The organism is Bifidobacterium sp. WK012_4_13, assembly GCF_041080835.1.
GTDB lineage: Bacteria > Actinomycetota > Actinomycetes > Actinomycetales > Bifidobacteriaceae > Bombiscardovia > Bombiscardovia fermentum.
The window spans coordinates 1,782,448-1,808,785 of sequence record NZ_CP129683.1 but is presented as its reverse complement, the minus strand read 5'-3'; the positions used below and the strand labels follow the sequence as shown (position 1 = coordinate 1,808,785).

The window sequence follows — 26,338 nt, the reverse complement described above, 5'->3', positions numbered from 1 at the left end:
TGCCACATGCTATCACCTGGCCCGGTTCCTGCGAGGGCGCGCCAATCGGCAATCATGCCCCTTCCTGGCGCCACCGACAGTAGCTCGTCGAACGCGCATGCCACGGCACCTACGACAGCAGGGAGAGCAGGTCGTCCTTGGTCAGCGACGACATGGACTGCCCCGAACGCGATGCCGAATCCACGAAGCGCGATGCCAGGTCGGACTTGGAATGCTGAAGCTTGAGTATCCGTTCCTCAATGGTGTCCTGCGCCACGACCTGATAGACATTGACATCCTGTGTCTGGCCAATCCGGTGTGCACGGTCCGTCGCCTGGTTCTGTGCGGCAGCGTTCCACCAAGGATCCGCATGGACGACCACGCACGCACCCGTCAGGTTCAGACCTGTGTTCCCTGCCTTCAGGGATATCAGGAACACAGGGGTGTCGTCCCTGTTGAACTGATTGACCAGCTCAAGGCGTTTCTTCTTGGGGGTGGCTCCGGTTATCACGTCGTATGCGACCGAGTCGCCCCGAAGACGTTCGGCGATGAGGTCAAGATAGCTCGTGAACTGCGAGAATATGAGCATCTTGCGTCCGGCATCCTGACATGTGGACACCAGGTCTTCGATTGCATCCAGCTTTGCGGATGTGCCCTTGCCTGATTCCGCATCAGCGAACAGCAGCCGCGGATCGCAGCATACCTGGCGCAGCTTCGTGAGCTGAGCCAGGACGAGCAGCTTTCCCTCGGTGAAGTCGGGGTCGGTCTGACGGGTGAGCGTGTCTCGCAGACGCTGTTCAAGCGCCGCATACAGCTTGCGCTGCTCGCCCTGAAGCTTAACTGTGATGACGTTCTCGATCTTGTCAGGCAGATCCTTCAGAACCTCGGATTTCAGTCGGCGAAGAATGAATGGGCCGATGAATCCCTGGAGCTTCATCTGGACATGCCGGTCACCGCTCAGGATTGGCATTTCAAAGCGTTCGCGGAAGTGCGCGTAGGACCCGAGAATGCCTGGCATCAGAAAGTCGAAGATGCTCCACAGCTCCGAAAGACGATTCTCGATCGGAGTGCCCGTCAGTGCAAATCGATGCAAGGTCTGTATCGTGCGAACGGCACGCGAAGACTTGGTCGCGTGGTTCTTCACGTACTGCGCCTCGTCGAGAGCCATGCAATAGCAGCGCAAAGCCTTGTAATCGTCAAGGTCTCGCCTCAACAGGTCATACGAGGTAATGATGACGTCTGGCTGTTCGTCCGCAGTCGCACCGCCTTCATCCGACACCGATCGTCGGGCCCTGGCCAGCATCTCATGACGTTCGGCCTTGGTTCCGGAAGCCACCATGACCCTCAGGCCTGGAGCGAACTTCTCTGCCTCCGCCGCCCAGTTATAGACGAGGGACGCGGGGCACACGATAAGGTTGGGGCCGACCTCGCGTGCCTCGCTCTGCCGAGCAAGCAGGAACGAAAGCAGCTGTGCGGTCTTTCCCAGACCCATCTCATCGGCAAGAATGCCGCCGAATCCTTTGTCGCATACGGCGCTAAGCCATCTGAATCCCTCTGCCTGATATGGTCTGAGCACCTTCTGCAACGACGAAGGCAATGCGTAGCGCGTGGGATCGATCACCTTCAGCTCCTGCACATATGCCTTGAAGCTCTCGGATTTCGCGGAGTCCGGGACCTGACTGTCAAGATAGTAGGCCTCGAATGCCGGCAGGTCGACGTTTCCTGCGGCAAAAGCTCCCTGCTTGATGCCCAGATCGTCGGCGATGTCTTCAAGCCGATGGGTATCAACCGATCCCATGTCGACGAAGCTCCCGTTTCGCAGTCTGTGGAAGCGGCGATGCCTGCGATAGCTCTGAAGCAATTCACGCACCTCGTCGGGATCGATTTCGTCTGCCATCGGCGATATTTCAACCAGACCGGACTTCATGCTCAGTCCAACGCCTATGACCGGCTTTGGCATGTCCGTCATCCCGTCGAATGCGGGGGTCGCAAACACGTTGCCCAGACTTTTGAGAATGGTGAGACCCTCGGTTATCAGCCTGTAGATTGCCTTGTCATCCGACTCCGGAATGCGGGCAACCGGCCCATCGGGCATCGGGAAGTATTGACGCACGGCCTCGACAGCCAGACGCTCGGCATCCTTGTCCCGCTTGATGCCCTTGCTGCCGTTGATGCCGATGCCTGAGAACACATGGAAGCTCTCATCACCGTAACGGGCCTGAACATCGCAGGTGATTCCCTCGTCGTCGCGGTCAAGATAGCATTCTATGACGCAGGGCTCGGTTCGTAGCTGCAGGAGTTCCTGCGGGAGTTCGGCGATGATGCCCCTATGGCTGCTGGCATCCGACGAGTTCGTCGCCGAGACCGGTCCATCCGTTTCGCCCACGTCCTTCGGTGAGGAGAGAAAGGGAAGGACCGTGCGGGAAAATGATTCCAGGTCATCTTCGCCAAGATAGAGTCCATCAGGGTCACCTTCGGCACATAGCGTCGAGATAAGCTCACGATGGTTGACGAAATACTGGCTGCATCGATGGATGACGACCTGATTCATCATCATGTCCTGCATGTCGGAAGGCATCTTTCCCTCGGAGTTTCCCTGAGAATCAAGGGAATCCTCCGCCGTGAAAGCGTCTCTGCCCACAATGGGCCGCGCTGCACGCGATGGTGATTCGACAGGGCGAACGATCACGAACGATGACGCTCTCCCTGGTATGAAACGTTCGGCGACGGCACCATGCCGAATCGAGAAGCCAGAGTCACGCTCGGCCGCTGATCCAAAGGCGGCGTCATGGTTCACGGCGTTCTGTTCGTTATCGTTCTGGGCGACGATTCGAATCCCCAGATCGGGGTCGCCATCCACGACATGTGCCGGTCCGGAGGCTTCGAAGAGCTCCTGCGGCGGGGCGTAGTCTATCGTTTCATCGGCTCCGACAAACAGATCCAGCAATTCGGCGACCTCAGAGTCGGAAAGCGAGATCACGGCGATTTTGGGCTGATAATGCTCCGCGTAGTAACCAGAGCTGCGCTCCGATGCAAGGCTCTTTCGAATCTCAAGAGCACGGTCGATGATTCCCAGCAAGTCACGGGAACGCGGTGAAAGCGATTCAATGGTATGGACGAATGAGAGACGCTGCCCGTACGAAAAATACTCGCGCCCTCGGAAGGCTCCGATCATTCCCTGAATGTCTTTGACGACATAGTTGATGTTGTGGGAGGGAACGAGAATGCGAAGCCGCAATGACCAGCCACGCGCCGCGCATTCGATGCTCGGACGCAGACGGACGGCGCCTTCCGGCATGTTCTTGCGCATGTCCGAACGGGCATGTCCGCCAGCCGTCTCGGAAACCGTACTCACTTCCTTCAGCAGCGCGATCTGGCGATTCTTGGCCTCCGCACTCTGCTCAGCATCACGCTGACGCATGAATCTTCTCAGAATCCTTGTCGTGCCCTTATGACTGACATTCTCCCGCCTTGGAGCGCGTTGCACACCAGATCCGAGGAAGAGCTCTGGATGCTCGTTGTATTGCTTGATCAGCGCAGCGGAATGCTTGCATCCTGCACCCATGCGGTTGAAGGCGGGCATGTGCAGGAGATGGAGACGATCTTCCCCGCAGGAATCTGAATCGAAGCGCTTACCTGATAGTCAGCGCTCCCAACCGAGGAGTGCACACGCGTGGAAACCACAGGAGCGGTGCTCTCCACCTCTGCGGAGAGCATCAGCTGGGCATCTGGGGTTCCCTCGTTCTTTTCGGCGCTTCTCATTGAATGCATGCGTCCGCTTGCAATCACCTCATACGCCCGGTTATACGCTCGCGTACCGAAATAACGTCGAATCTGCCGTTCAGGTACCGTTCCCGTCATCTCAACTGTCATTGAGCCGCTTACTCGCCTTCTGCAGTCGCTCACAACTGCTCTCATGCCTCATCCGGCCGTTTTCAACCGGTTGCTTTCCCTTAGCCCGCGCCCAAACCAACCGCCGTCATGCGGACGGCTCTCTCCCAACGACTCCACATGGCGTTCATCAGAAAATCTGATCATTGCAAAAAGGACATGTCAATCCTAGTCCACTGACTGAACCGAGCGATTTGCGTAGTCCTTGAGTGAAATCCCGAGCAGTTCGGCCTCTCGCCCTGTCTGCCCGGTGACCAGCAGGTTTCTTGTACGCAGCTCGGGTATTGTTCTGGCACCAAGCAGGGTCATGATGGAACGCAGCTGCTGCTTCCATCGCTCTATCTCCTCGACCAGTCCACTCTCGCCGGACTTGATGAGAGTATGCAGAAAATGCCCTGATACGCCGACCGCCTGGGCGCCCAGCGACAGGGCGATTGCCACATCCAAGGGTGTTCTGACACCGCCCGATGCAACGATCTGTGGCTGCAAGACCGAATCGGATGATGCGTGCGAACTTCCATCCCGATCGGCCAAGCGCTCATGGTGGACCTCGACCGCGTTGAGCAGACTGAGGACCGTGGATTCGCCCCATCCGGCCATATATCCATATTCGGAACGGTTTCGACGCTGATTCTCGATTGTGATGAAATCCGTTCCGCCCCTGCCACTCACATCGATTGCCGCGACGCCCATCGCCGCGATGGCGCGAATCGTTGCCTGGCTCATTCCAAACCCGACCTCTTTGACCACGACGGGAACATCCACGGTTTCGAGGATTTCACGGATCGTTGCCTTCCAGGCCGAAAAGTCACGGTCTCCTTCTGGCATGACTATTTCCTGTGCGGCATTGACATGGATCTGGAGCGCATTCGCCGCGATCATGTCCACGGCCTGCCTTGCCTGGCTCGCAGTGACGCTAGGCCCGACATTGGCAAACAGGAATCCATGCGTGTGTTCCCTGAGCGTCGTGAAAGTCGGAGTAAGCGCCCGATCACGAAGAGCAGCGTGCTGCGAGCCGGATGCGATGGCGACGCCGCAGCTTTCTGCGGCCTGTGCAAGCGCGCCATTGAGCACGCCGGTGCTTGCCGATCCACCGGTCATCGCGTTCACATAGAACGGCACGTCCCACTGGGATCCGAGCATGTCGACATGCATGTCGACATCGTGCACCGCCATGTCTGGAAAGCTGTTATGGACGAACCTGACATCGTCGAAGGAATTGCAGCCTTCGGCTTCATGCTGGGCGTTTGCAAGCCTGACATGGTCGTCCTTGCGCGAATGCCTTCTGGGCAAGGTTTGCTTCGAAGGCATGGCAGCGGGCTGGGATGGGGCTGGCTCTTCGTGATTCGGCTTGCTTGACATGATCATTCATCCCCAGTGCTGATATGGAGGTCCAAGGCTTCGATGCCACAGGCGTTCCAGTCTGCCCGAATGGCATCGGAATCGACTTCCGGACCCCCGATGGCTATGCCGCAGTCCCCGCCACCGGCTCCTGAGCTCTTCGCTGCCGCACCGTGGGATTGCGCGATGCGAACAAGATCGTTCAATGCCCTCGTTTCCACGATGGTGCCGGTTATGTCAGTCAGGCTCAGCAAAATCCGGCGCGCCGCACGAATCTGGGTCTGAATGGCAGAGACGTCACCTCTTCTGAATGCATCTGCCATCGCTGTCACGCATGCATCGCTGTCACGCACGAAGCGTCCGTACCTTTCCTTGGACGTCTCCATCGCGTCTCCAAGCCCCAAGGCCGGAGAGTCATGCGATTTCCCGTCTGTGTCCCGAACCCTTTCGGAAGCGTCTCCGGATTCGGCGGCAAACCCTTGGTCAGTGATGTCGCCGCCATGGACGCTGTGCTGAACGTTCGCGACAAGTTCGGGTGTGGATGCCGGAGCGCCCGTCCACCCGACCAGGAATTTCATGTCCGATGGCACTGGCAGACGCTCTATCGACAGTCCCGGCCAATCCATGCCGATGAGTCGGGCGATGCCGGAGACCTCGCCTGAACGGCGATCGAGGCCTGTCCGGTCGATGCCCACGGAAGGTGCGGCACGCTGCAGCGTCTCAGTCTGCGCATCGTGCCCGACCCGGGCAGCAATCCATTCATGGTCCGGCGAACTGTAAGCGATGCAGCCTTGGAACGTGCCTGCCGCTATGTCGCCACCAGACCCTGATGGCTGCACCTCGTTAGCGGCGAGGAACGCAAGCTTGTATCGCTCCATCTCACCGATTTCAAGATGATAGAAGTCACAGAGCGCCTGAACGGTCGCGACGGTGACCGCACCGGACGAGCCGAGCCCATATTTCTTGCCAGAAGCGTCATCGAGTCCACTCGAAACCGAGATGTCGCAGTACCGGAGTGACTTTCCTGCCTCAACCGCAAACCTCTCGACCACGCGGATCGCATTGATGATGAATCCCCAGCCTGACTGGTCTGCAGAGTCGACGACTATCGTGTCGTGGCTACGATGCCACTGCACACGGCTCCTTGTAAACCTGTTGGATTGCAGGGATCCTTGCCGCGCCTCGAAGTCTGAGGCATGTATCCGGACATCAAGGAAGCGGTTCACTGCCACCACTATTGCGCGGTGTCCAGGCTCGACAACCGCATACTCACCTGCAACATAGAGTTTCCCGGGAGCTCTGCCAACAGCCGTCTCTTCCAAGTCATCGTCTTTCATCTGATCGTCCATTCATCCTCATGCCGCACACGCGCCTGGGGAAAGAATCCGTCACGCATTCTCGATGGAATGCGCGTTCATCGTTCAATCTTCAGTTGTCCCAGTCCATATGCCCATGCCATCGCATCGGTTATTCACCTCGAATTGTCCACAGTTCTGTCCAATATTCGGACACCCTTCCCAGCCTCATGGACACGAATGTCCAGTTCCGGGAGACGTTCACGCAAGGACTCGCATACGCGCACGGCATCCTTCGAAGCTGTCAGCACCTTGACGTTAGGCCCTGCATCCATCGTAGACCAGGCGCCAATGCCCTCCGCGCGCAGCTCCTCAACCGCATGCAGCGCCTCGACCGTCGCAGGCTGCCAATACACGACTGGCGGCTGCGCCGTCATCATCGTCGCATGCATGCCATAGGAATTCGATTCGGCTATGGCGCCAAGAGCCTCGACATCCGCATGTCCTATCGCAGCCAATGCCTGATGCAGGTCGCGGCCGCAGGATTCGATCCAAGCCTGATACAAGGGCGAGGTCTGAACAGAACGGCGCATGGCCACGCGACTTGAAAGTGACTTTTTTCTATTCGAAATCAGTATCACCACCATTGCGAGATTCATGCCAAAATCCTCTGCGACTGCGCCTTCCGCCGCATCTTCCATGATTGTGGAAACCGGTTCGGCATATGAACTCACATCGTCATGCCCGGCATGCCAGACTGCCAGTCCGGAATATATCGACCGAGATGCAGAACCGGATCCGCGCCTCGCAAGCCTTGACAGATCCTTCGGATCGAGATTCAATCCGGCCGCGCGCGACCCTGCGGCCGCGAGCGCGGCGAAGGCCGAAGCCGAGCTCGCCAGACCAGCCGCGTAGGGCACCGTATTTCGAGAGATCACCGTCGCCGGAGCATGCAAGCCCGATAGTTCACGAATGCGATCGAGCAGATCGCTGACCCTGTGCAGCGCCTTGCCCGAATGCTGCCTGCCGTCGATTATCAGAGTGTCCGAATCCTGTGACGATTCGTGGCCATCCCCACATAAGCCTTGTTCCTGAGGCATCGGTCGTGATGTGGACTCTGCATCGACCCTGGCGCTGCCATCCTGCACCGCACCATCGGCATGGAAGGTGACCTGGGTGGTTGTTCCCAAGCCATCGATCGTGAGTGAGAGGCTTGATGCGTTGGGAATTATCAGTTCGTCATCGGCCTTGCCCCAGTATTTCACCAATGCGATGTTCGCATTGGCCTGAGCGGTCGCCTGCAACGCAACCGGCTGCGGCATCTCAGATCGTTGCCGCCCAGATGCCACAGATGCCACGGGTGCCCCGGATGTCCCAGATGCCCCAGATGCTTCCGCAACGGGCCTATCCGGCACGCTCATACCATCGCCCCAAGCCCATGGGACCAGACTCCACATGCCCCAGCCTGCCGGAGTTCATCCATGATGACGTCCGCATGTCGTTGGTCAGCGGCCAGGGCGACTATGCATCCACCAAGCCCGCCGCCGGTCAGCTTCGCGCCAAGGGCGCCTGCGTCGCGGGCGACGTTGACAAGCCTATCCAGTGTCGGTTCGCTCACCTTGAGCTGTGCGAGCAGAATATGCGCCGCATTCATATGGACACCCAGATCGTCCATCTTTCCGCCTTGCAGGTCATCCACTGATTGAGAGCCGAGAGTTCCCAGCTCCCCAAGTATCGCCTCGATGCGAGGCCTGTCCGTCTCATACTGATGATGAACGTTGCCGACAGCCTCCCTGGTGCTTCCACAGATGCCGGAATCCGCGATGACCAATACGCCTGAAGCCTTCATGGAAACATGGGAGATTCTGCCACCGCTGAGCACGACTGCATTCTGCGAGCATGTGGTCGCAGAGTCCAAGCCGGATGGATGACCATGGGTCACCATCTCAGCTCGGTTGGTAAGTTCGAACAGCTCCTGTGAGGTAGCGCCGACCCCGTATGCATCCAGAACGGCGCGGATGACCGCACCAGCAGCGGCAGCCGAGGACCCAAGGCCCCGTTCCGCAGGGAAGTCCGCCTCGGTCACAAGCGTGAAGGCGGACCAACGCTGTGGAGATACGAATTCCTCTGCGACGGACACGGCTCTGCGAATGCCCGCGAAGCGGTCTCCCGAATCGTCGAGCGGGCCAGTGAACCCAAGCGCCCTGAGCTGATGCCGTCCAACGAGATTCGGCGTTGCCCAAGCCTTCATCTTCATGCTATGGAGGGGAAGAGCCACGGCTGGATATCCATAGACTGCGCTGTGTTCCCCGACGAGAATGGCCTTTGCCCATGTTTCGCCATAACCCGAGTGGAACGCCCCACGTGAGGGAAGCTCCATCTGGGAAGTTCGCGAGGCGAGCCGGGGGCTGGCTGAGCGCATCACACGTTCCGAGAACGGTGCCGCATTTTCAACGCCCAGAAGGGCTGACTGCGGTCGTCTGCGGAATTGCTCATACGTCCGTTCCTTCATGAATGCCCTGCTCCACCTTTCCGGTTCAACATCTCGGCCACACCTTGCAACGCGGCACAGCCGTGCGGGCCGTCATCGCACGAATGCCGTCTCCCGTTGCCATCACATGGACGCCGCTTTAGGATTATACGGTCGAATGCACCGCGCTCGCATCGCAGAACGATGATAATACGGTGGAGATTCACAAATAAGGCTCAAAAGGCCGCTTCACGCGAATCGCAAGCGCGCTCAGAGTCACCGAGCGAGGCGGGGACCTGCATGATCGCCTTCCGTCTCATTGATAGTCCGTCCCTTGTTGTCCGGAACGTTCCACGCTTCGGCCACCGCATCGACCGGCATCGTGTCCAAATCAATGTTGGGGTCGGCCTGCTGGGTGGCGAGAATCTCCGAAGCATCCTCCGCAGAGGCTACCGCGGGCATCGAACCCATCAGATTCCTGCCTGCGGTCTCAGGGATGAACAGGACCGCAATGCCACCCAGAATCGAGAACAGCATCACATACAGCGCTGGCATATAGGCATTGCCGGTCAGTTCGATAAGGCTTTGAACGATGAATGGGGTCGTCCCTCCGAACAGCGAGACTCCGACGTTATAGGTTATCGCCATGCCGCCAAAGCGCGATGCAGTTGGAAAGAGTGCGGGCAATGCCGCTGCAATCACGCTGACATAGCCTGCGACGGGCAGGGCAAGCAGAATCAGGGACAGATGCATCGCAAGACTGCTTCCGGAGTTGATAAGCATGAATGCGGGAATCATGGCCAAGACGGAGATGACCGCGGACGCGACGAAAACCGGCTTCCTTCCAAAGCGATCCGAGAGCCTTCCGGCAAAGGGCATCAGAATGGTCACGAGAATGAGCACTGGAATCGTCGCAACGGCGGAATCAGTGGTGCTTTCTCCCAGTTCGTTGGAAAGATAGGTCGGCATATAGCTCGTCAGCACGTAGCCGAGCGTATTGCCAGCGGCGACGAGCAGGATTCCGAGAAGAATCTCCTTATGGAAATGTCTGAACACCCCAGGCAGCGAATGCGCACCGAATATGCGCTCATCGCGCAGCTTCGGCCCAACGATGGAGAATCTCCAATGTCCGCGTCTGCGCGTTCTCGGCCTCTCATCCTCTGCGCTGGAATCTTCCATTTCGAAGTGTGGTGTCTCAGGGATGCGAGAACGGAAGTAGACGGCGATGATGCCAAGTGGGATTGCAAGGAAGTAGGGGATTCTCCAAGCGCCATTCACCATGGCATCCGCACCCCAGTAACGCTCGGAGACCATGGTCGTGAGCGCAACCGCACCTGCGCCTGCGGCAAACCCAAGATATGAGCCGACATCGAGCCAGGAGCTGAAGAAGCCCCGACGCTTGTCGGGTGAGAACTCGGAGACGTAGGTTGCGGCGCCGGCATATTCCCCACCCGTCGAAAAGCCCTGGATCATCTTCAGAACATAGAGAGGCAATGGCGCCCAAAGACCGATTTGAGCCGCCGTGGGAAGCGCACCGATAAGCGATGTCGAGACCGCCATGACCGACATGGTGATGAACAGCACCTTCTGACGCCCGATTCTGTCGCCAAGCGGTCCGAGCACAAATCCTCCCAGCGGACGTGCCAGAAAACTGACGGCGAAGCCCAGAAGCATGATCAGCACGCCAAGGGAATTGGGAAGACCCTTCGTGAACACGGTCGTCATCACCACCGTCAGATACCCATAGATTCCGAAATCGAACCATTCCATGAAGTTGCCGACAGATGTGCCCAGAACGGCTTGTCTCACCGATGCTTCCTCCACCATGACTATGTCTTCACGCTGAAGATTTCGCGGGCGTGGGGATGGAAAGCGTATGTGATGTCTCTTTCTGAGCCGCGCCGACGGCTGAGATGCCGGTCCCCCGGCCTCATGTCTCGATATCCGTTCCTTCGCCGGATTCTCTTGACTGTCCGTTGGGCGCGCATGCGAGCATGTCGTGTTCTTGGTATGCATTCTTTCCTTATGTCTGCAGGCCGCACTCCTCCGACCCTGCCTGTTGAGCTGACGCCCTGCCATCGCGCAAGCATGCGCATACAGCCGATATTGCGGCCAATGTGGCCATTTCGGCATTCACAAGGAATCGGAGCAAAGATCCTCGACCAGGCGGAACACACACGCATATAACGCATCATCGTCAGCATCGGTCAACGGAACTGATGCATATGCGTTGACCTTATCGATACGGGATTCTCCATTGCAAGGTGCCGTGCACCGCGCGTCGTATCGCAAAGCCTGACAATACTAACGCATGCGCAGGAGAATGACGTCGGTCCATTCCACTTTCGAGCCTTGTCGGCGATTGACAGGGCTGGCATCCCATCGAAAGTCCGACTCTTGCTCATGGCTGAGAATCGATCATCCAGAGCCTGTCATTAGAATGCTCATTATGAAGCAAAGTTTGGAAGCATCGACATGCAACAGCTCTCAGGAACTGCTTGTCGGCGGATGGGGTCCTGATGGCGAGGGCTCGGCCAAGGGAATAACATGGTTCACCACGAACATCGGCGGCACTGACCTCCAGAAAGAAGGAGAGGCCCATTTCGCCGCTCACGGCTGCATCGCGGCCATTCCCTCTCCTTCATGGCTATGCGCCCGGGACGATGTCGTCTTCGGTTGCCTTGAATTCAGCAATGAACTCGTTTCCTATCGGCGCACCACGGACGAGGCCACGCCTGCTCAAGAAGACGTGAGCGCACCAAATGCCACCGCAGACAGCGGGCATGCCACACAGGATCCCACCATTGCACTTGAGGAGCTATCGCGTGTAAGCACTCCAGGCGAGGGGCCGACGCATGTCGCTCTCTGCACCGATGACATTGGCGTCATGCACATTCTCAGCGCCTGCTACGTCGACGGTACGGTCACCGTGCATCCGGTGGATTCGAAGGGGCGCATAGGCGCGGCCGCGCAGGCCTTGTCTGGAGAAGGCCACGGTCCTCTTCCGGCTCAGGAACATTCCCACGCCCATTGGATTCTCCCTATAGAGGTTCAGACCGGCAGACACGAATCCGACGAGGCGGCTGGCACATCCCAGCGCGCGGACGGCTCATCGCCCAGGCTGGTTCTGGTTTCCGATCTCGGAGCCGACCGGATACGCACATATCACTGGGACAATGGCAAGCTCGTGAAGCATGGCGAATTGCATCTTCCAGCCGGAACGGGCCCTCGGGACTTGCATATCCTGCCGGCAGACCCATCTGCCTTCAAGGATTCCTTGGCGATAGTCCTTATATCCGAGTGGAGTCGCAAGGCCTTCGTCATGCGCCTCGACGCTGCGAACCCCTCGGGAATCAGCATCGTCGATTCCTTGGATCTGGGGGCCAGCGACCGGGATCAGGCATCTTCGCTGGCATACATACCCGATTCCGCAGGACATGCAGGCTGCCACAAGGCGCGCATGGGAGGCGGCGAAAGGTGTGAGAAATCAAGGTGTGAGGGAACTGGGTGCAACGGGGCCGAGTGCAACGGGGCCGAGTGCAATGGAACTGAATGCAATGGAACGGGCAACGATGCGGTCGATCAGAATCAAGGTTTCGCATATGTTGGGTTGCGTGGCACCAACCGCATCATCCCACTGCGTTGGAACGGATCGTCTCTGAAGAGGCTTCCCGAGCAGACAGATTCGCCTTGGCACAGTGGATTCTCAAGCGGCGGGAGCTGGCCTCGTCACGTGCTTGCCCTCGGAAGAAGCATCATCGTCTCGAACCAGTTCTCCTCGACGCTGAACTGCTTCGCGATAGCCCCCGATGGCTCTCCCCGCGACATAGGCTCGGCGCAGGTGGCTTCGCCGACCTGCGTTCTGCCCATCAGCTCGCAGCATTCTTCTTCGCACGCATAGGGCTTGATTTCGGCCGTTGCGCCGTGTTCGACCAGAGGGCGCCATGGCCGAGTCCAATCCGAGAACGCACCAGGGCATGGGCCGTCTTCACAGCAACGTCAACTGCTCCGCATCACGGCCATTCGCTCCTGGGCGGTCGGGATGCTCCTGCAGATCACGCTCGATCCAGGCCATGACCACGGAGCAGAGATGATTGATTTCATCCTCGGTGAGCTCGTGTCCCTTGGGAATGCCATACCAACGTTCCATGCACGTTCTGCAGCATGTGCCCGTCGCATGCTGGGCGGTGAACACTGGATGGCCCCGGTAGGGCGTCTGCTTGCCATCCTTGAGGGGGAATGCGGCACCGACCCTGGTGCTGAGCATTTCATGCGCGTGCTCATCTATCGTGCTCAGGCCCTTGGCCTGCGCATACCTTCGATCTTTTACACTCAGCTTAAAGCTTGCGCGAAATTTTGACTTTCCCAGCTTGCCAAGCATTCCCTGGACCCATTGCTCATCGTATTGCGAGTGTTCTGACTGCATGCCTCCACTGTATAACTGCAACGCACTGCCAATGATTGCATCTACGGGAGCGAAATCGCTCTCCTTTGTCATGCGACGGGGAGTAACCTAGTTGAGCAGTACGTACCCTTCGAAAAGGGGAAGTAGGGGATTATTCACAAGGATTGGGGTTTCATGGCGAAACATAGAATGAATGTTGCAGAAATGGTCGGGGCATTTGTCGAACCGGATGCGCCTCTTCAGGTCACTGCGTTTGATGGCTCGCACTTTGGCAGTGACGATGCGCAGCTGCACCTTGAGGTTCGCAATTCACGGGCGGTATATTACATCTTCGAGAATCCAAACGATCTCGGACTCGCACGGGCATACCTTCAAGGTGACATCGCCTCCCCTGAGCTGAAGCCCGGCGACCCTTACGCAGTATTCAAACAGCTTCAGGAACTGCAGAACCATTTCCGAAAGCCCACCGCGGCGACCCTGGCGAACATCACGTCTACGATTCTCTCCCACGGCTTCCATATTCCAAAGCCTCCGGAGATCGAACTTCCCTCAGTGGCCAAGCGCATCAGCGAAGGCATCCTGCCTCACACGAAAAAGGGCGATGCCACAACGGTCAGCTACCACTATGACCTCAGCAACGAGTTCTACAACCTCTTCCTTGGGCCCTCCATGACCTACACCTGCGCATGCTTCGACGCAGAAGACGATTCGCTGGAAAAGGCAGAATACAACAAGTTGAACCTGGTGCTCGACAAATTGAATCTCAAGTCCGGTGACTATCTGCTCGACATCGGTTGCGGATGGGGGTCGATGGAGGTAACCGCAGCGAAGCGCGGCATCCATGTCATCGGCGTGACCCTTTCCGAAGAGCAGGTTCAGTGGGCGAACGACTGGATTCGCAAGGAGGGTCTGGAAGATCTGGCCGAAGTCCGTCTCGAGGACTACCGCGACATTCCCGAATCAGGCTTCGATGGCATCTGCTCACTGGGCATGATGGAACACGTCGGGCATAAGCATTACCCCTCATACTTCAAGGAAATGCTCGAGAAGCTTCGTCCAGGCGGCATGCTGCTGAACCACCAGATCACTCGCGCGAACTCGCATCAGGGCAAGCGCGCGGGCGGCTTCATTGACCGCTATATCTTCCCTGACGGTGAGCTTGCAAGCCCGGGTGAAATCGAATTCGTGATTAACGACGTCGGCTTCGAGGTCATCAACCAGGAGAATCTGCGCCAGCATTATGCGCTGACCTTGATGAATTGGAACAAGAACCTTGAACGCAACTGGCAGAAGGCCGTCGACATGGTCGGCGAGCAGAAGGCCCGCCTATGGGGCATGTATATGGCTGGCTCTCGTTTCAACTTCGAAATGAACACCATCCAGATCCATCAGTTCCTCTGCATCAAGCCCGACCCTGAGACGGGCACGACCACGTACCCGCTGCGTCCTTGGTGGCCTCGCCACTGAGCTGCCAGACAATTCGAAGGCATGCATGAGGTGACCTGTGCGAAACCGCACAGGTCACCTCATATGTTCCCATCTCATCGGTTCCGGGCCTTTGCTGCCATCTGATGGTGCCATCTGGAGTGCCGTCTGGCAGTGCTGTCCGGTAATGCCTGATGCTGTCTGATCGCGTCTGATGATGCCGTGGCACAGCCGTCCCCACTTTTTTGCGCCCGACTGCGCTGCTTTCGTCTCAGAAATGCGATTTCGCAGACCCAGAGAATTCCTCCATCGCCCGGAGATTCAAGTTTTTGGCACTTCGCGAAGTAGACAAGCGCAAAACGGCAGGTTACCCGCCGTCATTTCAACGATTCCAATGGTGTATACCTCAGCAAGTGCCAAAAACTTGTGATTGCGGTACGAGATGAGTCCAGGCGCAGTCAACTTGGCATCTATTCCGAAGCCTGTTCCCTTGCCACCTCAAGCGCCTTGTTGAAGGCGTCGGACGTCCAGCTCGCTCCGGCCACCCTATCCACTTTAAGACCTTTGAGCGGCTTGCCTTCGACTAACCCGGGGATGGCCTTGATGAATGCCTGCTGATGCTTTTTGGAAATCGTCGTGAAGGGATGTCCAACGACGCTTACATCGCTTACCTTGCCCGACTTCACCGTGAGCTTGACATCGATGGAGTCTTCTCCGACAGGGCCATATTGACCGTTGATCGAATAACTTCCGTCCTTGTATATCCCACTATCGGTTTTGCTCGAGGATGCAGAGGCACTCGAAGACGCCGACGCCGAAGATGACGAATCGCCCGACGATGATTGACTGGACGAAGAGCTTGATTCCTCACCTGAGCCGGCGTACTCATCGTCCATAGGCACTGCCTTCGGTTCACCGCAGGCGCCGAGAACGATGGTGGCGGTAACCAGGCCCACCGCTGCGAAAGCCGCATGCCTCATCTTTCGCCGTGGAAAGTCGCCGTTCGTCGTCATTGCCCTGTCCTCCATCTCATATGCCGCGATATGCTCATCCGCTTCTCACCTGTTCGCTCCCACACCTTCACCGTCTTCAGGATTCCCTTCCCGCGCTGGAATTCAACGAGTCTTTGCGGATTTGGTGACGGTGTCGAATCCGACAGGCATCGAAGATTCCTCGGCGGATCGCGCTGATTCATCACCCTTGCCTATGCTGGCGGGCTTGCCACCTGCCTCGACGTAGCGCTGACGCGCAACATCGTCGTTCCAGCGTTCTCCTGCAAGAACTCCGTGATTCAGCATGATCTCTCGCTGTGCGCACGATGCCACCAGTGAATCGTGAGTCACCACGATTATCGTCGTACCCTGTTCGTGAAGCTTTCTGAAAAGATCAAGCACGATTCTTTCATTTGCCTCATCGAGATTTCCAGTGGGCTCATCGGCCAGAATCAGCTTCGGACAGTTGATCAGCGCCCGTGCGATGCATACGCGTTGCTGCTCCCCACCTGACAGCTGGCCAGGGAGATGATGGGCGCGCTCTGCCAGGCCGACATTCTCAAGAGCCTCCATGGCCTGCTTCTCGTTCACGACCGAATGGTAGTACTGCGCCACCATCACATTCTCGACCGCGGTGAGGTGAGGAACGAGATAGAACTTCTGAAAGACGAGTCCGATCACGTTCTTTCTCACGTCGGCAAGCTGGGAAGCATTCAGATCATTGAGTTCCCGGCCTTCAAGAGTCGCTGTCCCCTTGCTCGGCGCATCCATGCAGCCGATGATGTTCATCAGCGTGGTCTTGCCCGAACCCGACGAACCGACGATTGCGAGCCACTCCCCCTCCTGAACCGAGAGGCTGAGGTCGTCAACCGCGTGCAAATCGCCATAGATCTTCGAAACATGGTCCAATTCGAGCAGCATGCCTGCTCCTTTCGTGTCAAAAAAATGATATTCCGAGTTTTGCGGCAATTCCAAAGTACAAAACCCCACAAACGTTGAAATCTGGACGACAGAAAGCCGTTTTCGAGCATTGATACTTTGGAATTGCCGCAAAACTCAACATCTCGCTCATTCCTCACTCAAAACGATGGCAGGATCGATGTGCGAAGCCTTCAAAACAGGTCGGATGGTCGCAAGAATCGCGATCAACGCACTCACCAAGACGGCAGCACACACCAGCCACCAATTCATCGCTATGCTTCTACCGAAAACGATCGAACAGAGCAGGCGCGCCAGCCAAAATCCGATGGTCGCACCCAGAGTGCCTCCGACCAGGCCATAGACGACCGACTCCGTATAGAACTCGGTACGGATGCTTGAGTTGGGAGCGCCAAGAGCCTTGCGCAACCCGATTTCGTTGCGGCGTTGGGAAACTATCGAAGTCATCGTCGTTCCCACGCCGACGAAGGTCAGTGCCAGAACAACGATGGAGACCAGCCAGAACAATGTCTGCAGCATCGTGATGATCTTGGTGTCGGATGAGCTGATCTTAGTGACCGTCTGCGCCTTGACTCCCATGCTTGTCATGTCGTTGATGCTTGTCGCAATATCAGTGAGCTCGGAGCCTATGGCGCTTGACGAATATTCGATGACATCCGCCCCACGCTTCGTTCCAGAGAGCGCATCAACATCGGCATTCGTCGCATATACGATCTCATCTTCGGAGCCCCCGGTATTCACGATGCCAGCGACCCGATATGTCGTGCCGCCACCTTCGAGAATATCGGTCGAGACCCTGCCATCCTGAGTCGTTTTCGCAGCCGAGGAACCGTCATTGTCAGAGGACTTATAGGCTATCGTGACATTGCCACCCACATTCAGTCCGAGTGCAGTGGCCACATCGCTCCCTACCATGACCGAACCATGCGAAGGCCATGCGCCCTCGACGCTCCAGTGATGATTCAGCGCCTTTACCTGGGCGCTGTTGATTCCGGCAAGCATGTATGGCGCGGCGTTGATGCGAACGGTCTCATAGCGATATGTCGCATATTTCGCAGACGATTTCGCGCGAACCATCGAGGTGGTATGGGCGACCATGTCATCGGCAATGCCGGTTTTCACAGCGCCCTCCTTCTCGATGGCAGAAACCACCAGGTTCGCACCGTATGAGCGCATGTCCTCGTTCATCTGCTGAGGAACGGCAATGCAGACCGCCGCAAGACAGAACAGCGTCGCAGCGCCGACCATCGTTGCTATCACTGCCATCAGCGCACGCGAACGCCTTCGGAATATCGCCCCGACAATCATTGCCAGGAACATACGCGAATTATTCATTTCAATCCCTCTGCCCACATGTATTGCGAAGTTCGACAGGTCTTCCATCGTGCTTTCACGAATCTCGCGGAGACCAAGCGGTCATGACTATCTGCCATGAAGCACCTCAGCTGGTCTAAGTCCAAGAATCGAACGGATCGCCGAAAGCGATGCCAGCAGGATGGTGGCCGCCAACAACACGAACACCAGCACGAACACCATCGGACGCATCGATATGCCCGCGCCGAATACGACATGGCCGATGAGCTGCGCGGCACCGGATCCAAGCCCGGTGCCTACGAGCGCTCCGACCAGACTCACCACACCGGTCTCCAGCAGAATCATTCGAATGACGGCACCGTCGCTCGCTCCAATCGCCTTGAGCAACGCGAATTCCGAGGAACGCTCGGCAATCGCGGCCGCCATCAGATTCGCAACCGCAATCGCCGCAGAAATCAGGCTCAGCACAGTCATCAGAATCATCACGGCCTGCGTCTTCTTCAGCACATCACCCTGCAAGGCGGCGACCTGACGCACCTGCTTGGCCACGGATCCTGGGATGACCTCCTCTATCTGATATGCGATTGATGAGGGATATGCCGTGCAATACCACGTTTCCCATTCCTCCTGCGACAGGGCAGCCGGGTTCTTCGCCGCTTTCTTGGCCAAGGCATTCTCAGGTGTGGTCAGCGCCTTGACCTCGATCCGGTCGACCGAGTTAGCCGTATCATTGAGCTTTTCGGCAGCCGCAGATGGCATGTAGATTGAGCTGTCGTCGCTGTCTCCCGATTGGAAGATGCCAACGACACGCACATGCTGTTCACGGCCGAACTTGTGAAGCGTGATGCTGCCCCCGACCTGCACATTCAGTTGCTGTGCGAGCGTGGTTCCCACCATCGCCTCGCTACTTTCCACACCCGATGTGGCAGTCGTCTTATCGGAAGCCCATCTGCCGGTGACCTTCCACCATGAACGCATGTTCCGAACGCCGGCCACCGTCGATTCGCCGGTATCGAGATTCAGGGTCTTTGCAAACCACGTTCCGACAATCGCCACGGAATCGGAGCCCGAACTCTTCGAACACGACGATTTCTGCGAATCGTCGCGGCATACGGAGCTCACATCGGCATGCATGTTAAGCGTCGGCGCGAAATCGGTGATGTTGTATGCCCAGAAAATCGTCTTGATCTTCTGCACGTCCGATTCCTTCATGAACGCCGTCGGATCGGTGCTTTCAGAGCCGGTGGCTGCGGCGGTATCATCACCGGAATCCGCTCCTCCAGAGGAATACAGGTCGGAAATGACCGCATCGGACTTCGGCTGCACCACGATGTTCGAACCATAGGTCGACAGCTCCGCATTCAGCTTGTCCCCCACATCGAACACGACTCCGAGCATGGCGACTCAGACGCATGTGGACAGCCCGACGCTCACCGCGATCAGAATGCGACGACGCAACTGTCTGCTCAATGAGCGGAACACCATACGATTCAAGAACATCTCAGCATCTCCTCAACTCTTGAAATGACTGGATAAAGCGTCAAGATCCGCGGTGTTGATGACTATCGCGCCGTGGGTTGTCTTATAGGGGAAGGGAATCGGGTTGCAGCCACCCTTGAAGCCGATGGTCGCCAGATTGATCGCAACGTCACAACGCTTGCAGATGATCTTCCCATCCTTCTCGTAATAGCCCGCATCGCCGCAGTTTTCGCATGCATCAAGTCCGACGCCATATGCTCCACCATTCTTCTTGATGATAATGAAGCGCATCACTGTGCCATCTTTTGCCTTGTATTGGAAGCGATGCAGATGCCCGTCCGAAATCTGCGAGAACTTGATCGTCGCAGTGTCATGAACCAGCGAATAGCTTTCCGGCCGCGATAGCACCGGCTGCTTGTTGGTCTGCGCAACGCCATAGGTGAGCGCAACCGTCACGCCAATCGAGGCAATGACCGTCCACGCAGCGGACAGCATCGCACGGCGTTTCAAGGCCACATGCCTGCGCGAATCGGCAGGGTTGCCAACGGCCGCAGAAATGCGGAAGCCTGCGATGACGCTTGCGATTGCCGGCACGATGAACACCCATACCTGCGCGATGATCATCCAGCTCGTATTGTTGATGAACCATACCAGAAGATGGAAGCTCAGCCCGTGAAGCATGATATCGCCTACGGCAAGCATCAGCGTGACCAATGAGGTCAGATGCTGAATGAAGATGAGCGCCATCAGCAGCAATGCGGCAACCGTGAACCACAGCGGCGTTGCAGTGAGCCGCATGGAACGAATGATGCACGCGACGACGATCGATGCGCCAACGCCAAGCATGAACCCAAGCGCACGAAGCAGCATCTCTGAAGTGAACACCGGGTCGCCAGGTTCAATGAATATGGTGAGCTCGAGAATCACATCCGGCAGGGCGCGGAATACCGTCAAGGCGATGGCAATGCCGGCAACCGCGTTGCCGATGTGCAGCCAGAGTGCATGATGCGTCCAGTCGCGGGTCATCCGCCTTGCGACGACGATGACGAACATGACTGCGATATCCGCGATCACGCAGCAGACAAGCGTCGGATAATTGATGAAGGTGCGCTGATTGATGACTGCGGTCGCGCGCAAGGCCGCAAAGACCGTAGCTCCAAGAATGCCCAGGACAAGCCCCAGAAATCGCCAATGTGCGTTGCGCGGACGCTTTCTTCCTTCTCCAACGCCGAGCAAGACGTTCAGGCACATCACCAGCAATGCTGGGCCTAGCGTTCCCGGCAGCACGGTAACAAACTGTTCAAGCATGTGCACCCCTTCCTGAAACAGTCGTTGAACCCGCACTCCAAATGGAATCCTCCTCTTTGGAATGCAGGTTCGTCAAAACTAACTTCTCGTGCGGAATCTACCACTCGTGCGGGGTGTAGTCCCAATCCCAGCTTACGGTGATCGGCGTTGTCCAGAAGCGTCCCTTCACACCGGTCTCAGGGTCAACATGGAGCATCCAGCCCTTTGCCGCCGGGGATTCGATCTTGTAGGTGAGCTTGTAGGTTCCGGCCTTCTTCAGCATGAGGTTCGCGCCATAGTGCGGGCCATCGGATGCGTTCATCTGCATGAACGTTCCTGACTGTGTGTTGCTGGCATCGCTCTCATCGGTGATCGTATAGTTCACTGTCAGGTCGGGGACGAAGTCTCCCTTGCCATAGCCGAGTTCATTGTTGGCGAGCGCATGGATGTCCGCTTCCAGATGCATGTTTGAATTTGCTGCGGTCAATCCCATGCCGGCAGGCTCCATGTCGACTGGCTAGAAGAACACGGTGCCGATGTTCAGCGGACCCGATTGCTGATCGTCGCCGATTGAGATTTCTTCGAAACCATTTGAGCTGCTTGAATCGCTGCTAGAGCTTGATGACGATGCAGTGCTCTTTGCGGTGCTGCTTGTGCTTGAGGAGCCGCATCCCGAGAGCGCGAGTGCTCCGGAAAGCACCAGCGCAGCGGCGGCCATGAGTTTGTTCTTCTTCATTGTCTCTTGTTCCTTGTTGCTGTTAGGGGGTTGATTGGTTTTCAGTTGAAATCTGTTATGTTGCGTTCGAGGTCATGCGCGAAGTCATGAGCAAGGTCATGTGCAAGGTTGCGTCACCTGTCGGTCAGATCGTTCGAACCGGTCGAGGCGGCCGGTTCGGCCATGCTGACCGAATCGGCAGTGCCAACCCGATTGCCATCCGCCCTTCGCGAGCGAATCACCGAGATGGCCAGGAGCGTCACGACGGCAATGATTGCGATGATCTGCGCGGCTATGGTCTGCGCGTATGGATACAGGCCAAGCCAGTCGTTCGTTGGAACTGATGGGTAATAGGTCGCAGGAATCAAGTCGCCTTCGATAAGTGCATGCACGCCACCGCCCGCAAAGATCACGACCATGATTGCCATCAAGGCGCTGGTGATCACGAAGAACGGTCGAATCGGGATCCTCACCGAAGTGAAGCGGATCAGCAGGAATATGCATACCAGCAGAATCGCCGCCGCCGCGAATCCAGCCCATATCTCGCGGCTTCCACTGGGCGCCATCGTGAAGATCGCCTGATAGAACATCACGGTCTCGGCTCCCTCTCGGAACACGGCGAGGAATGAGAGCAGTGCCAGCGAAATGACGTTGCCGGTCGACACGGCCGCTACCGTCTTCTCCTTGATGTAACGATTCCAGGATTCGGCCGATGACTTGGACAGCATCCAACTGCTCGTGAAGAGCAGCATGACCATGGCGATCAGCGCGGTCACACCTTCGAGCATCTCTTGGTGAGCGCCCGCTGAGCTGAACACAAAGGTGAAGAGCAGCGCAACCAGACCACTTCCAACCAGGCCTGCCAGAATGCCCCAATAGATGTATTTGATCTTGTCCTTGTGACCGGCCTTGAGCAGGTACGCGATGATTGCCGCAACGACGAGAATCGCCTCCAACCCTTCGCGAAGCAACACGACGAAGGCCTGACCGAAGGCACTGGTGAAGAAGGCCGTCATCGGGCTGACCTTGCCTGCCGCTCCTCCATCGAGGATCGAGGAGTCCTTGGCCAGCATCGCCTTGAGCTCCGAGACCAGCTTGGCGACGGTTGTCTTCGACTCACCCTTCACCATCGCCATGCGGGTCTCTTTGAACTGGTATTCGACCTGGGAGACACGGTTGCCACTGATGGCGTTCATCACGGTCTTTTCGAAGCCAAGCTTCTCGTAGTACTGGTAATAGGCTGTGTTCACCAGATCAGAACCCTTGCGTCCGTTACCGGACTCGCTTGCCTGCTGCGCCTTGTCGAGGATCTTGTTCATCTCGGTGGCGACTTGAACCCAAGATCTGGTGCCCTTGCCGTTGTTCCTGTTCTTTTTCGCAGCATCTATCTTTTTACGGTCAGCCTCAATTTGTGCATTCAGCTGCCTTGCATACGCTGGCGGCTTGGCCAACGACGTGTCGGCGTCAAGTTTCTCGGCCGCTGCGCTCACCTGCTGGTCGAGAGTGGCGATCTGCTGCTTGATTTCGTCACCATTGCCAGTCACGTAAGACAGTTGCTGAATGCTTTGGAACTGCTGCTGAAGCTGCTGCTGCGTCTGGTCGCCGAGCGTGGCGCTGGCCGCGCTGACGAAGTTGGTGGCCACATACAAGGTGTTGTAGGCGGTGCCGAAATCGGAGGATGCGCCAGCGGTGTTGCCGGAAGCATAGGTCTTCTCGCCAGTAGCCAGCTGCTGTGAGATGGCCTTGGAAACATCGCTCCATGTTGCGTACTGCGCGGCATCCGCCGCATGCGCCTGACTGGGCGCAAAGCATGCCATGATCGACAGCACTGCCACTGCAAGCGCTATGACTGCGCGCAAGCCCTTATATGAAACGATGTGCCCATGCCGCATTTTCCGACTCTCTCCGGTGCTATTTCAAGTTTTTCTCAGTACAATCGCCTTGGTGCATATGGCATAAAGCGCATATGACATAACGTGTCTATGGCGTATGGTGCATATGCCATAACAAGGTGTGACGAACATCACCAATCCCATAATGTAACCTGAAAACCGTAAGATATACAGTCTTGTTATTTTCAGATTTATAGTGTAAAGATTGATTTTTTGCATGAACAGTGGGAATCCTGTAGGAAAATCTCAAGGAAGCCGGGGTCAGATGAGCGCTCTATCTCACATAGTGACCTTCCCAGAGGCTTTGGGAACGGGAATTGTCATCGCCTTTGACAAGCCCGCCGCTCAGGGATTCCAAGCCATGACCACATCGCTGATTGAAGGATATGAGCGAGAACTGTCCAGATTCCGAGACGATTCGACGGTGTCTGCGATGGCGCACGCAAGGCACGGTGGAAGCTTCGAATTCTCGTCTGGCCTGGCCCCGCTCTTCGACATATACGATGCCTTGTATCGCTCGACCTCCGGCGCAATAGACCCGTTGATCGGTGCCGATCTTGTACGGCTGGGCTATGGCCCCGACCTGAGCTTCGAAATGCAGGCGGATGCGTTTGAGCGCAACGGCGCCGTGAATGGGCGGGCGTGCTGGCCGGATGCGGTCGAACGCGATGGGGCGACGCTACGCACGCATCGGGCGGTGCAGCTTGACTTTGGTGCAGTCGGCAACGGTTTCCTCGTCGACATGATCTCACAGCGGATCGATTCGCTTGATGATGCGGCGAGCGAATCAACGGCATCTCGAACACCCGGTCCGACACTCGGTTCGACATCGAAGTCTGAATCCGAATATGTGATCGATGCCGGAGGCGATCTGCGAATCCACACTTCGCAACCTCAATCCATTGCGCTCGAAGACCCGTCCGACACTTCGAAGGCCATCGGAACGGCTTCTCTATGCGATGCCTCGCTCTGTGCCTCGGCGCCAAGCCGCCGACACTGGTTCGTCAAAGATCCCCGGCCAAGTCAGATACAGGAGACGGCCCAGGATGGACGACAGCCACAAGGCCACGGCGGCATGGCGCATGAATCCCAGCTGATTCTCATGCATCATCTGCTGAATGCCATAGACGGCACTCCCGTTCGAGACATAGCAGCCAGCTGGGTCTGTCTGGCAACCGCTTCAGCACGCCTACACGGCATCGATCACCCCACGGCATGGGCGGATGGAATCTCAACCGCCCTGTTCGTCACAGATCCGGGAATTCTGGCTTCGAATCTTTCACAGAACGTCACCTTCGACTGCGCAGTCCTTGACTCCCACCGTCAAGCAGGCATGTCAGCGCACTTCCCTGGAAGATTCTTCACACACGAATAGAGCGAGTCCATCGACGCAGAGTGTGCATATGCACACAGTCATATGCACAGCAAGGGGACCGACCTGAACGGTCAGCCCCTTGCAATACTTCATCGAAATGCCGCCAAGGCCGCCTCGGATGAAGCGACCCGACCGCTCGCCACGTCACCCTTTGTCAGAGGCCGTCTCAAGCTTTTTCTGATTCACGAAGCCAATCACGATGCTGATGATCGTAACCAAGGCAGTAAGCAGCAAGGACCTCTGACTGGAGGCGTTCGTTGCCATGCCCACTATGACTGCAAGCATCGCCACGAAGATGATGGCGCTCACCCATGGATAGCCCCACATCTTCACAGGGATGTCCGGATTGTTCTTCACGATGTCATGGTGCGATCTGAAATGTGTGATGCTGATATAGAGATAGACGATAACGGCCACCGAGCCTGAGGAATCAATCAGGAATTCATAGATGTCGGTGGTTGGCAGGAAGTAGTTCGCGATGACCGTCAATATGCCGATGCTTGCTGCACCGAACACCGCGAATGTCGGAACTCCCCGCTTGTTCGTCCTGGACAGCACGGATGGAGCCTTATGCGTGGCGGCCATTGCGTGCAACATTCTGGATGCTGAATAAATGCCGGAATTCAGGCAAGAAAGCACGGCGCAGAGCACGATGACCTTCATGATGGTTTCGACGTATGGCAATCCAAGATGTCCGAGAACGGCGGCATAGGGGCTGTCCATGACCTTGGTGCTGTTCCACGGCATCAACGTGACGATGACGGCGATTGAGCCGATGTAGAACAGCAGGATTCTCCACACCACGGATTTGATTCCAGTCCGGACCGATTCTTTCGGGTTCTGTGCCTCGCCGGCGGCGACTGTAATGACTTCGGTTCCAAAGAATGAGAAGAAGACCACGACGGATCCGTTGAGGACCGCTCCCCATCCCTTGGGTGCGAAGCCGCCCTGTCCAATCAGGTTGGTCAGACCCGGGGAGTGCGTTCCCGGGAACAGATTGAGGAACACCAGCACGCCTATGACGAGGAAGACGCAGATCGTTGCAACCTTGATCATGGCAAACCAGTATTCGAAGGTTCCGAATGCCTCGACCGTGATGAGATTGACGGCGATCATCGCTCCCAAGAGAATCAGAGCCGCAAGCCATGTAGGCACGGCAGGAAGCAGCTGATTGACAAGTCCCGCACCGGCAATCGCTTCGAATCCGATGGTGACGCACCACTGATATGCATAGAGCCAGCCGACCGAGAAGCCCGCCCATGAACCCATATATCGAGAGGCATAGTCGGAGAATGACCCGGAAGTCGGATTTGCCGTGGACATTTCTCCAAGCATCTGCATGATCGCAACGACGATGATGCCCACCGCTGAATAAGACAGAATGATTGCCGGACCTGCGGATGCGATGGCATTGCCCGATCCTACGAACAGTCCGGCACCGATCACGCCGCCGATTGATATCATGGTCAGCTGGCGTTTTGAAAGCACGTTTCTCAGCCCTACGTCGGAGCGGTGCTCGGAAGTCACTGCGCTCATGTT

Annotated in this window: 17 protein-coding genes and 2 pseudogenes; 3 read left to right on the top strand and 16 right to left on the bottom strand. The window is 57.1% G+C overall.

What is annotated here, in order from left to right; genetic code table 11:
* Positions 1-109 precede the first annotated feature (109 nt).
* The 7 genes from QN062_RS07240 to QN062_RS07210 form a co-directional block, all read right to left on the bottom strand.
* Positions 110-3,562, bottom strand: a complete 3,453-nt coding sequence (locus QN062_RS07240; protein WP_369341155.1) for a DEAD/DEAH box helicase — start codon at positions 3,560-3,562, stop codon at positions 110-112.
* Entirely contained in the window at positions 3,511-3,852 is a 342-nt protein-coding gene (locus tag QN062_RS07235) for a hypothetical protein (RefSeq protein ID WP_369341154.1), read from the bottom strand. Before QN062_RS07235 ends, QN062_RS07240 begins: the two co-directional genes overlap by 52 nt.
* 186 nt (positions 3,853-4,038) lie before the next feature.
* Positions 4,039-5,232, bottom strand: a complete 1,194-nt coding sequence (fni, locus tag QN062_RS07230; protein WP_369341153.1) for a type 2 isopentenyl-diphosphate Delta-isomerase — start codon at positions 5,230-5,232, stop codon at positions 4,039-4,041.
* Positions 5,233-5,234: 2 nt separating this feature from the next.
* Complete coding sequence (locus QN062_RS07225; protein WP_369341152.1) at positions 5,235-6,560, bottom strand: phosphomevalonate kinase; 1,326 nt, start codon at positions 6,558-6,560, stop codon at positions 5,235-5,237.
* Positions 6,561-6,682: 122 nt separating this feature from the next.
* Positions 6,683-7,828, bottom strand: coding sequence for a diphosphomevalonate decarboxylase (gene mvaD / locus QN062_RS07220; protein WP_369341151.1), 1,146 nt, complete (start codon positions 7,826-7,828; stop codon positions 6,683-6,685).
* A 95-nt stretch (positions 7,829-7,923) separates the two neighbouring features.
* Positions 7,924-9,018: a mevalonate kinase gene (mvk, locus tag QN062_RS07215; RefSeq protein ID WP_369341150.1), complete on the bottom strand. Its 1,095-nt coding sequence runs from the start codon at positions 9,016-9,018 to the stop codon at positions 7,924-7,926.
* 234 nt (positions 9,019-9,252) lie between these two features.
* On the bottom strand, positions 9,253-10,992 hold the full coding sequence (locus QN062_RS07210; RefSeq protein ID WP_369341149.1) for an MFS transporter: 1,740 nt from the start codon (positions 10,990-10,992) through the stop codon (positions 9,253-9,255).
* Positions 10,993-11,425: 433 nt separating this feature from the next.
* Between QN062_RS07210 and QN062_RS07205 the strand changes: the two genes are divergently transcribed.
* Positions 11,426-12,877: a lactonase family protein gene (locus tag QN062_RS07205; protein WP_369341148.1), complete on the top strand. Its 1,452-nt coding sequence runs from the start codon at positions 11,426-11,428 to the stop codon at positions 12,875-12,877.
* A gap of 87 nt (positions 12,878-12,964) precedes the next feature.
* On the opposite strand, the gene QN062_RS07200 is transcribed toward QN062_RS07205, so the two are convergent.
* On the bottom strand, positions 12,965-13,357 hold the full coding sequence (locus QN062_RS07200; protein WP_394854716.1) for a DUF4186 domain-containing protein: 393 nt from the start codon (positions 13,355-13,357) through the stop codon (positions 12,965-12,967).
* Positions 13,358-13,555: 198 nt separating this feature from the next.
* Between QN062_RS07200 and QN062_RS07195 the strand changes: the two genes are divergently transcribed.
* Entirely contained in the window at positions 13,556-14,848 is a 1,293-nt protein-coding gene (locus tag QN062_RS07195; RefSeq protein WP_369341147.1) for a class I SAM-dependent methyltransferase, read from the top strand.
* Positions 14,849-15,276: 428 nt separating this feature from the next.
* Here the strand turns inward: QN062_RS07195 and QN062_RS07190 are convergent, their stop codons facing one another.
* The 7 genes and pseudogenes from QN062_RS07190 to QN062_RS07160 form a co-directional block, all read right to left on the bottom strand.
* Positions 15,277-15,819, bottom strand: coding sequence for an FMN-binding protein (locus tag QN062_RS07190; RefSeq protein WP_394854700.1), 543 nt, complete (start codon positions 15,817-15,819; stop codon positions 15,277-15,279).
* Positions 15,820-15,921: 102 nt separating this feature from the next.
* On the bottom strand, positions 15,922-16,719 hold the full coding sequence (locus QN062_RS07185; protein ID WP_369341146.1) for an ABC transporter ATP-binding protein: 798 nt from the start codon (positions 16,717-16,719) through the stop codon (positions 15,922-15,924).
* A gap of 147 nt (positions 16,720-16,866) precedes the next feature.
* Positions 16,867-18,072 carry an ABC transporter permease gene (locus QN062_RS07180; RefSeq protein ID WP_369341145.1) on the bottom strand — a complete coding sequence of 402 codons (1,206 nt, stop codon included), beginning with the start codon at positions 18,070-18,072 and terminating at the stop codon, positions 16,867-16,869.
* A gap of 87 nt (positions 18,073-18,159) precedes the next feature.
* A pseudogene (locus QN062_RS07175) lies at positions 18,160-19,551 on the bottom strand (ABC transporter permease).
* Positions 19,552-19,563: 12 nt separating this feature from the next.
* Positions 19,564-20,838: a Fe-S-containing protein gene (locus tag QN062_RS07170; RefSeq protein ID WP_369341144.1), complete on the bottom strand. Its 1,275-nt coding sequence runs from the start codon at positions 20,836-20,838 to the stop codon at positions 19,564-19,566.
* 97 nt (positions 20,839-20,935) lie between these two features.
* Positions 20,936-21,553 (bottom strand): annotated as a pseudogene (locus QN062_RS07165) (iron transporter).
* Positions 21,554-21,666: 113 nt separating this feature from the next.
* Positions 21,667-23,424 carry an FTR1 family protein gene (locus QN062_RS07160; RefSeq protein WP_404984357.1) on the bottom strand — a complete coding sequence of 586 codons (1,758 nt, stop codon included), beginning with the start codon at positions 23,422-23,424 and terminating at the stop codon, positions 21,667-21,669.
* 265 nt (positions 23,425-23,689) lie between these two features.
* Between QN062_RS07160 and QN062_RS07155 the strand changes: the two genes are divergently transcribed.
* On the top strand, positions 23,690-24,799 hold the full coding sequence (locus tag QN062_RS07155; RefSeq protein ID WP_369341142.1) for an FAD:protein FMN transferase: 1,110 nt from the start codon (positions 23,690-23,692) through the stop codon (positions 24,797-24,799).
* A 144-nt stretch (positions 24,800-24,943) separates the two neighbouring features.
* On the opposite strand, the gene QN062_RS07150 is transcribed toward QN062_RS07155, so the two are convergent.
* Positions 24,944-26,335, bottom strand: a complete 1,392-nt coding sequence (locus tag QN062_RS07150; RefSeq protein ID WP_369341141.1) for an amino acid permease — start codon at positions 26,333-26,335, stop codon at positions 24,944-24,946.
* Positions 26,336-26,338 lie beyond the last annotated feature (3 nt).

What these genes read in the sequence shown, in the direction of transcription:
- QN062_RS07200 (WP_394854716.1), bottom strand. Translation starts at nt 13,357, where the DNA reads ATGCTTGGCAAGCTGGGAAAGTCAAAATTTCGCGCAAGCTTTAAGCTG.
- QN062_RS07195 (WP_369341147.1), top strand. Translation starts at nt 13,556, where the DNA reads ATGGCGAAACATAGAATGAATGTTGCAGAAATGGTCGGGGCATTTGTC.
- QN062_RS07185 (WP_369341146.1), bottom strand. Translation starts at nt 16,719, where the DNA reads ATGCTGCTCGAATTGGACCATGTTTCGAAGATCTATGGCGATTTGCAC.
- mvaD (WP_369341151.1), bottom strand. Translation starts at nt 7,828, where the DNA reads ATGCCGCAGCCGGTTGCGTTGCAGGCGACCGCTCAGGCCAATGCGAAC.
- QN062_RS07210 (WP_369341149.1), bottom strand. Translation starts at nt 10,992, where the DNA reads ATGCATACCAAGAACACGACATGCTCGCATGCGCGCCCAACGGACAGT.
- fni (WP_369341153.1), bottom strand. Translation starts at nt 5,232, where the DNA reads ATGTCAAGCAAGCCGAATCACGAAGAGCCAGCCCCATCCCAGCCCGCT.
- QN062_RS07225 (WP_369341152.1), bottom strand. Translation starts at nt 6,560, where the DNA reads ATGGACGATCAGATGAAAGACGATGACTTGGAAGAGACGGCTGTTGGC.
- QN062_RS07155 (WP_369341142.1), top strand. Translation starts at nt 23,690, where the DNA reads ATGAGCGCTCTATCTCACATAGTGACCTTCCCAGAGGCTTTGGGAACG.
- QN062_RS07150 (WP_369341141.1), bottom strand. Translation starts at nt 26,335, where the DNA reads ATGAGCGCAGTGACTTCCGAGCACCGCTCCGACGTAGGGCTGAGAAAC.
- QN062_RS07240 (WP_369341155.1), bottom strand. Translation starts at nt 3,562, where the DNA reads ATGCCCGCCTTCAACCGCATGGGTGCAGGATGCAAGCATTCCGCTGCG.
- QN062_RS07180 (WP_369341145.1), bottom strand. Translation starts at nt 18,072, where the DNA reads ATGAATAATTCGCGTATGTTCCTGGCAATGATTGTCGGGGCGATATTC.
- QN062_RS07160 (WP_404984357.1), bottom strand. Translation starts at nt 23,424, where the DNA reads ATGCGGCATGGGCACATCGTTTCATATAAGGGCTTGCGCGCAGTCATA.
- QN062_RS07235 (WP_369341154.1), bottom strand. Translation starts at nt 3,852, where the DNA reads ATGACAGTTGAGATGACGGGAACGGTACCTGAACGGCAGATTCGACGT.
- QN062_RS07190 (WP_394854700.1), bottom strand. Translation starts at nt 15,819, where the DNA reads ATGACGACGAACGGCGACTTTCCACGGCGAAAGATGAGGCATGCGGCT.
- QN062_RS07205 (WP_369341148.1), top strand. Translation starts at nt 11,426, where the DNA reads ATGAAGCAAAGTTTGGAAGCATCGACATGCAACAGCTCTCAGGAACTG.
- QN062_RS07170 (WP_369341144.1), bottom strand. Translation starts at nt 20,838, where the DNA reads ATGCTTGAACAGTTTGTTACCGTGCTGCCGGGAACGCTAGGCCCAGCA.
- mvk (WP_369341150.1), bottom strand. Translation starts at nt 9,018, where the DNA reads ATGAAGGAACGGACGTATGAGCAATTCCGCAGACGACCGCAGTCAGCC.